Origin of the sequence: Flavobacterium sp. (assembly GCF_044361015.1) — a bacterium.
Taxonomy (GTDB): domain Bacteria; phylum Bacteroidota; class Bacteroidia; order Flavobacteriales; family Flavobacteriaceae; genus Flavobacterium.
The window spans coordinates 16709-27776 of record NZ_JBIKJL010000014.1; the positions used below are offsets into that span (position 1 = coordinate 16709).

Consider the following 11068-nt stretch of genomic DNA (forward strand, 5'->3'; position numbering starts at 1 on the left):
ATTTGATTTACCATGAAAAGTAGATACATCGTTCCAGCTTTTACTTTGTTGTTAAGTTTGAGTACAATGGCTCAAAAAGATCAATTAAAAGCGTTGGAAAAAGCAACCAAAAATTATGAAACAACAGCAGTTAAAAATGCATTAGCCTCTGCAGAAGCAGTCATAGCAACTGCACCAGATGCAGAAAAAGCACATTTTTATTTTCTGAAAGGAAATGCTTTATTAGAACTTTCAAACCACAATGTTGAATCGGGAAATAATTTGATTTTAGCAGCAAAATCATATCAAGATCTTATTGCTTTAGAAAAATCAATGGGAAAATCTAAGTATACTTCTCAAGCAGAAGCATCTTTAGCAACAGTTCGCGATAATTTGGTAAATTCTGCCATTGCTGATAATAAAGCAAACAAATATAAAGAAGGTACAGAAAAATTATACCAAGCTTATAGAATTAGTCCAAAAGACACGGTTAATTTATATTATGCAGCAAACGGAGCCATCATAGCAAAAGATTATGATACGGCAATTGAGTATTTAAGACAATTGAAAGATTTAAATTATACCGGAAAGGTCACAGAATATTTTGCAACTGATAAAGCTACAAAAGCTGAAACTTCCTATGGAACTAAAGCTGAAAGAGATTTATATATTAAAGCTGGTACTCATGAAAAACCAAGAGAAGAAAAAGTTCCGTCAGTAAGAGGTGAAGTATACAGAAATTACTCTATTCTTTTGGCTGAAAAAGGTCAAGTTGACAAAGCTTTGCTTGAAATTCAAGCAGCCAGAAAACTTTATCCTAATAATACGGACTTTGTTTTAATTGAAGCTGATTTCTATAATAAAAAGGGAGATATGGATAATTATATTAAAATTATAAAAGAAGCTTCAGACAAAAATCCTAATGATGCAGACTTAATTTATAATTTAGGTATAGCTTCTAATAAATTAAATAAAAAAGAGGATGCAGTTAATTATTTCAAGAAAGTTATAGAGATTAAACCTGATTATGTTAATGCTTATATTAATTTGGCAAATTTCAAAATTGACGAGCAATCTAAAATTTTTGAAGAAATGAACAGTTTGGGAAATACTTCTGCTGACAACAAAAAGTATAATGAGCTAATGGTTAAGAAAAATAAATTGTTAGAAGAAGCATTACCATATTTGGAAAAAGCTATTACTTATCAACCTAACAATCTTGAAGTTTTGAATTTAATGACTCAAATTTATCCTACTTTAGGAATGGATGATAAATATAAAGAAACTAAAGAAAAAATAGATTCTATTAAGTAATAATTCATAAAAAAAATGAAATAATTTACCCCAAAGAAGCTGATGCTTTTTTGGGTTTTTTTTATATAATTTTCTTAATCACTCTCAATTTATGAGTATGTCGATTAGTATCAGCATTATAAATTCCTAAATGATCTAAACGGTCAATTCGAACTTTGCCGCTCGCATGAATGATGTAATTGTCATGCATAATGATGCCAACATGAATTATTTTACCTTCTTCATTATCAAAAAAGGCTAGGTCACCAGGTTCACTTTCTTCAATAAAACTTAAAGCTTCGCCTTGTGTGGATTGTTGTGAAGCGTCTCTTAATAATTTATAGCCGTTAAGTTTATATACCATTTGTGTAAAACCGGAACAGTCAATTCCAAAAGGTGTCTTACCTCCCCATAAATAGGGAGCATTCAAATACATGAATGCGGTTTTTAATAATTCCGATTTAGGTTTTACACCCGTTGCCTTCATTCCTTCAAATTCGTAATTGTATTTGTTTATTACTTCGTAATTTAAAAATGTTAGTGAAGCCCCTAGTGGTAGTGGCATCAATAGATTTGATTCACTGGTAATATATTCGACTAAATCATTATTGAGTATTTGTAAGCTGCCTGAAATTTCATTAAAATCCATTTCAGATATAATTTGGCATTGTTTTGAGTCAATCCATCCTTGATATCCATCAAACTCTAAACGTATCTTAAACCATTGCTTAAGTTGCTCTAGTATCTCAAAATGCTCACCAAACAAAACTTGCGACACTTGTTCGCTTCGATCGTTAGGTTCAATTCGTAGAGGTATGATGGCAAGATTACATATTCCGTACATGAATTTGGGGCTATTTCAAGTGTTAAGATGCGCTTTCAATTACAACTGCTGAAGCACCACCGCCACCATTACAAATAGCTGCAGCACCTATTTTTGAATTGTTTTGTTGTAGAACATTTAGTAAAGTAACAATTATTCTTGCACCCGAACAACCTAACGGATGCCCTAAGGAGACAGCACCTCCATTGACATTAATTTTTGATTCGTTTAATCCAAGTAATTGTGCGTTGGCTAAACCAACAACTGCAAAAGCTTCATTAAATTCAAAAAAATCAACCTCTGAGATTGAAATACCGGCTTTGTCTAATGCTTTTGGTAATGCTTTTGCCGGAGCAGTTGTAAACCATTTTGGCTCTTGAGCAGCATCTGCATAACCTCTAACATAAGCTAAGGGTTTTAATCCTAGAGAATTTGCTTTTTCCTCACTCATAATAATCATTGCAGCAGCACCATCATTTATTGTAGAAGCATTGGCTGCAGTTACAGTTCCGTCTTTTGAAAAAACAGCATTTAGACTGGGAATTTTATCTAGTTTTACATTGGTAAATTCTTCATCTTTTGAAATAATAATTGGTTCCCCTCTTCGTTGTGGAACAGCAACCGGAACAATTTCATTGTCAAATTTTCCTTCTGCCCAAGCTTTGGCAGAACGTTCATAGGATTGAATTGCAAAATTATCTTGAGCTTCTCTAGATATATTATATTCTATGGCACATAAATCGGCACAAACGCCCATGGCATTGTTATCATATGCATCGACTAAACCATCTTTCTGCATTCCATCAATCATTGATGCCGGGCCAAATTTATAGCCGTTTCTTAAATAAACATAATGTGGTATCAAACTCATATTTTCCATTCCTCCAACAACAACTATTTCTGCATCACCACTCTTTATTGCTTGTGTTCCTAACATAAGAGCTTTCATTCCGGAAGCACAAACCTTATTTACTGTAGTACAAGCAACAGTATTTGGTAATCCTGCTAAAATAGCAGCTTGTCTGGCTGGCGCCTGACCAATTCCGGCTTGCACCACATTACCCATAAACAATTCATCAATCAATTTTGGGTCTAATTTTATTTTAGCTAAAGCACCTTGGATGGCAATTGCTCCTAATTGAGGTGCCGAAATAGTCGATAGTCCTCCCATAAAACTTCCTATTGGAGTTCTCACTGCCGAAACGATAACTATTTTTGTATTATTCATAACCAGATTTAAGTTTGTTTGTTTACGTTGCGAATTTAACTATTTTAAAGCTATTTTATAAACAAAAATGTAAATTTTAAAATTTTTAGATTAAAAAAAATATTGAATATATTTTTTTATTTAAAAGCACTTTATTTTATATATTAAACAACTCTTAGTTCTATGTGGTTGACTTTTAACTGATTTTAGAACTTAAATAAAAAAATATCAAAAAAAGAGTTTAAATAGTTGTAAAGTATAGAATGAAAAGTTACATTTGCAACCGCAAAAAAGTTAAGTTCTTTGCAGAATTAGGAGAGGTGCCGGAGTGGTAACGGAGCAGATTGCTAATCTGTCGACGGGTAACTGTCGCCAGGGTTCGAGTCCCTGTCTCTCCGCTTTTTTCGGGGTGTAGCGTAGCCCGGTTATCGCGCCTGCTTTGGGAGCAGGAGGCCGCAGGTTCGAATCCTGCCACCCCGACGAATGGCCCAGTAGCTCAGCTGGATAGAGCAACTGCCTTCTAAGCAGTAGGTCTCAGGTTCGAATCCTGACTGGGTCACGAATTATGCCTATTTATAGGCTTTTACAAAGGTTTTAGTAAACTACTTTAAAACACTCTATTTTTAGGGTGTTTTTTTGTTTTTATAGGGTGTTCAATTTGATTGAGTTTATACAAGCGAACGGATAGTTAAATATCAATTTTTAAAAACGTCTTTAATGTCAAAATCTAAATTGGTTTGACCTAAAAAAATAGGTTGTCCTGAACTATCTTTTGGCAATATTGGTTAATATGATATTCAGTATCTTTTATTAATTAATCTTTTACTTTTTCGTCATCTATTAATGAAATCAGCTGTCCGAAAACAGATTTACTGGAAAAATAACTACTTCTACTCATCGTTTTTTTTGTTTCGCAACTCTAAATTACGATAAGTTTTAAGTAGCCATTAATTTGGCTTCTTTTTTATTTATTTTTATCGGACAACATGTTTAATTAAATAAATTTTATACTCTTAAACGATTTTTTTTACTTTTAAAACGTAATAATATAATTTTAAGCCATAATATATTATCTTTCGTAACTTTTTATAAGTACTTGTCAGTAGCCCCAAATACTACTAGCAATTTTTTATGCAAAATTAAGGTTGTATTATGTCGCCTGAAGAAAAATTGAATATAATTAACCGTTTAAATGCTCTAGAACTTCAACAGAAAAAAAATCTAGATGAACTAGGAGCTTTAAGAAAATACCTCGAAGAAAATCCGAAACTCGTTGCGAGTTGGCAAGATTTAAAGGAGGTAAGTGGCTATTATATTGATAGTTTTTCAAAGGTTGAAGCTTACGAGAATCGTCCAATAAATGATGAAAACAGAAATGTTTTTGTTACTGAAAATCAAGCAAAATCTACGTTAGCAAAAGCTCAACTCAGTCAGTTGTTAAAATCATTTCAAAGTGGATGGAATCATCATTTAGCTAATTATGCTATTTTCCCACAAATGAAAGATGGACAATCTTCGCCCTATATTGGTATTTCAATACTTCCCCAATTTTTAGCCTTTCGATCCCGAGAAAAAGCACAGTTATTTTATCAGCAACACCATGACTTGATTCATCAATATTGGGCTGAATTTTTAGAATAACTTTTTTTGAGTATATTTAGTCAAAATTTTGATGATGAATAAGATACTTTATTTTTTAATTTTTATTTTATTTTCTGGTTTGGGATACAGTCAAGAAAAAATTCCAAAGCAAAATGAGCAACATACTATTCATGATACAACTTTTGTAAATCTTAAAGATTATTCTACCGATTTTGTTTATGATATGCGGTATGCAACGACATCAAATTTTTTAAAAGAAAAAGTATATGATTGTGCAGAATGTTATTTGCGTTATAAAACTGTGAAAAAACTGATTGAAGCGAATCAAAAGTTTATGGTTTTGGGTTTCCGAATTAAACTTTATGATTGTTATCGACCGTTAGCCATTCAAAAGATAATGTGGAAAATTGTTCCCAATCCGATTTACGTTGCTGATCCTAGTAAAGGTTCCATTCATAATAGAGGCGGAGCGGTAGATATTACTTTAGTTGACAAAAATGGTTTAGAACTTGAAATGGGAACTACTTTTGATTATTTTGAAAAAGAAGCTTCTCATAATTATACTGATTTACCCGAAAAAGTACTTCAAAACAGAAAATTATTAAAAAAAATTATGGAAAGTTGTTCTTTCAAAGCATTTCAATCAGAATGGTGGCATTACCATCTAATCAGTGATGAACTGGATACTATTTCAAACTTTAAATGGAATTGTAATTGAATTATTCTACACAATGTAAATAATCAATAAAATAATTTTCGGGTCTGATGAATTCATTTAAAAGTTCAGATTGCATTTCAGGTTTAATCAGATAATCGACCGTTTCAGTACTATATTTTACTCTCATTAAGTTGACTGGACTTACTTTTAATTCTTCTATAGTATTTTTAAGAAATAAAAAATTAGCAGATAAAACCCGTACATTTTTATCTTCATTTCTAAAGAAAGTTCCGCAATTTTCAGTATTGGTATGAACAAGCGTAATAATTTTTCCGTTTTCTAATTGTAAATACAATTTTGTAGAGGCATCAATACAAAAAGCTTTAATAAATTCATTGTTTTTTTGAACTTGTTGAAAATTTAGGACAGGTGTTCCGTTGTCAAGGGAAAGAGAAAAGAAAATATAATTTTCATTGTTACCAAAACGTCTTTCAAACATTAAAAATTCTTTTGTTGTTTTTAAAGTTCCAAGACTATCATTAACTTCTACAGTATAATCACAATTTTTTTGGGCTGTTATTTGTAAGGTGAACAAAAGTAATAAGCTGAAAATTATCAATTTCATATAAGCTATTTTAATTTTTTGCAAAGTAACACAATTTTATTATTATTTAAATCAGTAGTAAAAAAACAAAACAATTCTCCACCTTCTTTTATTCTCCATTTTTTTCGAATAGTTTCTACTGTTTCCGGAAAATTTCGACTTGTGATGTTCCCTTTTTTGTTTTCTAAATGCAACTTCATTTCCTTTTTTTGGTATGGAATTATAGTTGTAATTTCAAAAACTCTGCCACAAAAATCAAGTTTTTCATCGGAAGTATATAGATGCGAATGGGGATGTAGTTTATTTAAATTAAATTGAAACGCAACTTCATTAAAACCGCCTGATTTCATAATTGCGGCATTGGGTTCATAAAGATATTTTTTCGGCTCACAGTAGTTAACTTTAATTGAAGATTCACCTTTATTGAATTCAAATTTTTCTTCATAACTTTTAGAAATATTAACTGTTTTAATTGATGGATTTCCGTCAAAGCCTTGGTGAATTTCCCACAGCAATTCTTTCACTTCATTGTCTACAGCCACGATATGAATGATTGAAATGTTTTTTAATTCTTTTAAACCAGCTGTTAAGTCGAGTAGAGGAGCTGTTTTGATTAGAATTCTGGATGAATAATTAAAATACAAATCCAATAAATCAGGAACATTTGGTTCGCAATCACGCATTATAAAAACTTTTCCTTTCACATCATTTCTTCGGGATGGATCAATGTAAATCCAATCGAATTGTTCATTGTAGGATTTTAAAATTTCATCGCTTTCGCCAGTAATACATTGAATGTTTTCAGCTTTCAACTGATAAAAATTGTGTTTAACAATTTCGGATAATTCCGAATTATGCTCGCAATGAATAACTTTTGAAAATTGTTTGGAAAAGTAAAAAGCATCTACACCAAAACCGCCGGTTAAATCCATTATTTTTTCACCAGAAATAAGTTTTGATTTGTATATTGCTGTTTTTTCTGAAGAGGTTTGTTCTACAGAAATTTTACTCGGATAAATGATTTTTGTTGAAGAAAACCAAGTGGGTAGCTTCTCTTTTGCTTTTCCTTTTGCATCAATTTGATTGAGAATTTCCTTCCAATCTAATTCAGGAAACGGATTTTTTTGTAAAGCTAATTTTGAGACACTTTTACTTAAATTATTTTCTATAAAAAATTGAACTTCATTAATGGTTAAAAAATCAAAATTTTTCAAGGCTAATTATAATTTTCTAGTAAGTACTTGAACGATTTTGTAATCAGGAAAAAATTCCTTCGCAACAACTTTTATAATTGTATAAAGTGGAACTGCAACTATCATTCCCAGAATGCCCGAAATAAATCCTGCAATTAAAATAACTAAAAAAATTTCTAAAGGATGAGATTTTGTGCTATTTGAAAAAATCAATGGTTGGCTAATGTTATTGTCAATCAATTGAACGATATAAAAACCTATTAAAACATACAATGCTGTGGGTAAAATTTCTGTTTGAAAATCGCCACCAATTCCGCCAATCATTGCTAGAGAAGCAGCCAAAACACTACTAATTAAAGGACCAACATATGGAATAATATTTAAAACAGCACAAATAAAAGCTATGATTAAAGCATTTTCAACTCCAAAAATTAGCAAAACAACATAATATAAAATGAAAACAATCATAAGTTGAAAAATTAAACCAATAAAATAACGCGTTAATAATTCATTAATTTTAGAAATAGAATTTAAGGTTTCAAATTCATGGTTATCCGGTATAATTCTTTTTGCTCCGACTAAAAAAGTTACCTTGTCCTTTAAAAAGAAAAAAGTGATGAATAAAACGGAAGCAACGCCAATACCAATTGAGCTTATTGTTGACAAAATTCCATTAAAAAACGTAGGAATAAAATTCATATTCAAGTAAGATGTAATGTCAATGTCTTTCAAAAGATCTTGCACTAGAATACCATGATCAAGTAAATACAAATTCAAATCATTGTATAGAAGTTTGACTTTTTCTTCTATTGATTCAGTATTTAAGAGCGACAAACTTTGAGCCTGAGAAGCAATTAGCGGAACAAACATCAAAATAAACAATGCTACCAAAATAAGAAGTAAAATCATTGTTGTGATTACTGCCCAAGTATTATTGAACCTGCATTTCTTTTTTAAAAATTCTACAACCGGATTACAAATCAGCGTTAGAATTAAAGAAACAACCAAGTAAATTATGATTGATTGAATGGCATACAAAAACCAAGCTCCCAAAGCAACAAGTAAAATAATTCCAAGAGCTCTTAAAATGCCGATTGATAATGTTTTAGAAGTCATTTTGTATTATTTTTTTATTAATCAATTAATTTACAAATACATAATGAACTAGATTAGCACCCATTTTTAATGCTTTTTCTCTAACTTCTTTAGGATTATTGTGTACTTCTTCATCTTCCCAACCGTCGCCTAAATCAGTTTCAAAGGTATATACTAAAGCTAATCGTCCTTTTATAAAAATACCAAATGCTTGTGGCTTTTGTTTTTCATGTTCATGGATTTTTGGAATTCCATTTGGGAAAGAAAACGGTCCTTGAAAGATTTTATGTGTGGATGGAATTTCAACTAACTCATTATTCGGAAAAATTTTCTTGATTTCTTTACGAATGTATTTGTCCATTCCAAAATTATCATCAATGTGTATAAATCCTCCGGAAGTTAAATAGTTTCTAAGGTTTAAGATTTCATTATCATTAAAAACAACATTTCCGTGCCCCGTCATATGAACAAACGGATACGAGAGTAAATCTGGACTACCGGGTTCAACAGTTGCCGGTTTATTTTTCAGATTGGTACTAATATTTTGATTACAAAATTTAATTAAATTGGGTAGAGAAGTCGGATTAGCATACCAATCGCCGCCGCCATTATATTTTAGTAAGGCTATTTCCTGAGCAAAAATTTGAAATCCAATTAAAATAAAAAAGGCTAAAAAAATGTTTTTCATAAAACGAATTTATTCATTTTCAAATACAATCGAATGGCAAGCCACAACTGCAGCAGTTTCTGTTCGCAAACGAGTATTTCCCAAAGATATGGGAATATATTGATTCTCTAGGGCTAATTGAATTTCCATTGATGAAAAATCACCTTCCGGTCCAATTAAAATGGTACAATTTTCACCTTTTTGTAAACAATCTTTCAACGTTTTTTTGTTAGTTTCTTCACAATGAGCTATGAATTTTTGACCTACAATTTCTTTTTTTATAAATTCCTTCAATATGATAGATTCATTAAGAATAGGTAAAAAATATTGATTGGACTGCTTCATTGCTGATAGCAAAATTTTGTTAAAACGTTCCGATTTTATAACTTTTCGTTCAGAATGCTCACAAATAATAGGAGTAATTTCTTGAACTCCAATTTCTGTTGCCTTTTCTAAAAACCATTCATATCGATCATTCATTTTGGTTGGAGCAACAACTAAATGCAAATGGATTTTTGATTTTACTTGTTGTTCAAATGAGATTATACTTACGGTACATTTTGAATCAGATGCTAAAATAATTTCTGTTTTAAATAAGAAGCCTAAACCATTGGTTACAAATAATATATCGCCTTCCATTTTGCGTAAAACTTTATTGATATGTTTGCTTTCTTCTTTGTCAAAAGAAAATTGTTTAGAATCTTTATCTATATGTTCAAAATAAAAAAGTTGCATTAAAATTCAATTCTTGCTTTTGAAAAGACAGAGGCCTTTTCAAATTGATTATGTAAGTATTTTTGGTAACCCACAATGCCAATCATGGCTGCGTTGTCAGTGGTATATTCAAATTTTGGGATAAAGGTTTTCCATCCAAATTTTGCTTCTGCCTCTTTCAACGTTTTTCGAATTCCTGAATTAGCAGAAACACCACCACCAATAGCAATTTGTTTAATACCGGTTTGATTGACAGCCAACTTTAATTTTTCCATTAAAATTTGAATGATAGTAAATTGAACCGAAGCACAGATATCTGCTTTGTTTTCTTCAATAAAATTTGGGTTTAAAGCTGTGTTTTTTTTAACGAAATATAAAATTTGTGTTTTTAAACCCGAAAAACTAAAATTTAAACCTTCCACTTTGGGTTTTGTAAATCCAAATGCTTTTGGATTTCCCTCTTTAGCAAATTGATCAATCAAAGGACCACCAGGATAGGACAGACCTAAGATTTTAGCTGTTTTGTCAAACGCTTCACCGACGGCATCATCGGTAGTTTCGCCAATAATTTCCATATCAAAAAAGTGGTTGACTTTCACGATTTGAGTATGACCACCGGAAATAGTTAATGCTAAAAACGGAAAAGTTGGTTTATCAAAACCTTCCTCATCAATAAAATGAGCTAAAATGTGAGCTTGCATGTGATTAACGGCCAAGAGCGGAATTCCTAATGCCATTGAAAATGATTTAGCAAAAGAACTTCCAACTAAAAGAGAACCCATTAAACCCGGACCTTGTGTGAAGGCAATACCATGAAGTTGCATTTTAGAAACACCTGCTTTTTTTAAGGCCAAATCGACAACCGGCACAATATTCTGTTGATGTGCTCTTGAGGCCAATTCAGGTACAACTCCGCCAAATTCCTCATGAATACGCTGATTTGCTATAACATTGGATAATACTTTGTGATTTTGCAACACAGCAGCAGCTGTATCATCACAGGAACTTTCAATTGCTAATATAAAAATGGGATCAAGTGTCATAAAGAGGCACGAATTTTGAACTATATTTGTTACCAATAATTCAGCTTATAAGAAAGTAAATTTCTTATGTTAAAATTATTTATTTTTGTGTTGTTGTAAAATTATAACTTTACAATAAACGTTACAAATTTATAACAAATAGGGGTATCAAAAAATTTAAAAAAATAATATTACGATTTTTAGTAGTTTT

At 31.1% G+C, this 11068-nt stretch carries 11 protein-coding genes and 3 tRNA genes; 6 read left to right on the forward strand and 8 right to left on the reverse strand.

What is annotated here, in order from left to right:
* The first annotated feature begins 12 nt into the window (after positions 1–12).
* A complete protein-coding gene (locus ACIQ2Z_RS05525) occupies positions 13–1293 on the forward strand; it encodes a hypothetical protein (RefSeq protein ID WP_396183154.1) in 1281 nt (426 codons plus the stop codon).
* A 61-nt stretch (positions 1294–1354) separates the two neighbouring features.
* Here ACIQ2Z_RS05525 and ACIQ2Z_RS05530 read toward each other — a convergent pair whose 3' ends face one another.
* Together ACIQ2Z_RS05530 and ACIQ2Z_RS05535 are read right to left on the reverse strand one after the other, a co-directional pair.
* Positions 1355–2116, reverse strand: a complete 762-nt coding sequence (locus ACIQ2Z_RS05530; RefSeq protein WP_396183155.1) for an NlpC/P60 family protein — start codon at positions 2114–2116, stop codon at positions 1355–1357.
* 22 nt (positions 2117–2138) lie between these two features.
* Positions 2139–3323, reverse strand: coding sequence for an acetyl-CoA C-acyltransferase (locus tag ACIQ2Z_RS05535; RefSeq protein WP_396183156.1), 1185 nt, complete (start codon positions 3321–3323; stop codon positions 2139–2141).
* A gap of 293 nt (positions 3324–3616) precedes the next feature.
* Between ACIQ2Z_RS05535 and ACIQ2Z_RS05540 the strand changes: the two genes are divergently transcribed.
* The 5 genes from ACIQ2Z_RS05540 to ACIQ2Z_RS05560 all read left to right on the forward strand — a co-directional run bounded on the left by ACIQ2Z_RS05540 (position 3617) and on the right by ACIQ2Z_RS05560 (position 5622).
* Positions 3617–3700 (forward strand) — tRNA-Ser (locus tag ACIQ2Z_RS05540).
* Between the two features lie 7 nt (positions 3701–3707).
* Positions 3708–3782: transfer RNA gene (locus ACIQ2Z_RS05545), tRNA-Pro, on the forward strand.
* 5 nt (positions 3783–3787) lie between these two features.
* Positions 3788–3861, forward strand: a tRNA-Arg gene (locus ACIQ2Z_RS05550).
* A gap of 593 nt (positions 3862–4454) precedes the next feature.
* Positions 4455–4943 (forward strand): hypothetical protein, encoded by a 489-nt coding sequence (locus tag ACIQ2Z_RS05555; protein WP_396183157.1) that lies wholly within the window; start codon positions 4455–4457, stop codon positions 4941–4943.
* 34 nt (positions 4944–4977) lie between these two features.
* On the forward strand, positions 4978–5622 hold the full coding sequence (locus tag ACIQ2Z_RS05560) for a M15 family metallopeptidase (protein ID WP_396183158.1): 645 nt from the start codon (positions 4978–4980) through the stop codon (positions 5620–5622).
* A 1-nt stretch (position 5623) separates the two neighbouring features.
* On the opposite strand, the gene ACIQ2Z_RS05565 is transcribed toward ACIQ2Z_RS05560, so the two are convergent.
* Genes ACIQ2Z_RS05565 through tsaD form a run of 6 tightly spaced genes read right to left on the reverse strand, consistent with a single transcriptional unit; the run spans position 5624 to position 10878 of the window.
* Positions 5624–6187, reverse strand: coding sequence for a hypothetical protein (locus ACIQ2Z_RS05565; protein WP_396183159.1), 564 nt, complete (start codon positions 6185–6187; stop codon positions 5624–5626).
* A gap of 5 nt (positions 6188–6192) precedes the next feature.
* The gene (locus ACIQ2Z_RS05570) at positions 6193–7380 is read right to left on the reverse strand and encodes a class I SAM-dependent methyltransferase (protein ID WP_396183160.1); all 1188 of its coding nucleotides are present in this window, start codon (positions 7378–7380) and stop codon (positions 6193–6195) included.
* A gap of 6 nt (positions 7381–7386) precedes the next feature.
* Positions 7387–8475 (reverse strand): AI-2E family transporter, encoded by a 1089-nt coding sequence (locus ACIQ2Z_RS05575; RefSeq protein ID WP_396183161.1) that lies wholly within the window; start codon positions 8473–8475, stop codon positions 7387–7389.
* A gap of 25 nt (positions 8476–8500) precedes the next feature.
* Complete coding sequence (locus ACIQ2Z_RS05580; protein WP_396183162.1) at positions 8501–9142, reverse strand: DUF4159 domain-containing protein; 642 nt, start codon at positions 9140–9142, stop codon at positions 8501–8503.
* Positions 9143–9151: 9 nt separating this feature from the next.
* Positions 9152–9856: a 16S rRNA (uracil(1498)-N(3))-methyltransferase gene (locus tag ACIQ2Z_RS05585; protein ID WP_396183163.1), complete on the reverse strand. Its 705-nt coding sequence runs from the start codon at positions 9854–9856 to the stop codon at positions 9152–9154.
* On the reverse strand, positions 9856–10878 hold the full coding sequence (gene tsaD, locus ACIQ2Z_RS05590) for a tRNA (adenosine(37)-N6)-threonylcarbamoyltransferase complex transferase subunit TsaD (RefSeq protein WP_396183164.1): 1023 nt from the start codon (positions 10876–10878) through the stop codon (positions 9856–9858). Before tsaD ends, ACIQ2Z_RS05585 begins: the two co-directional genes overlap by 1 nt.
* Positions 10879–11068: the final 190 nt, after the last annotated feature.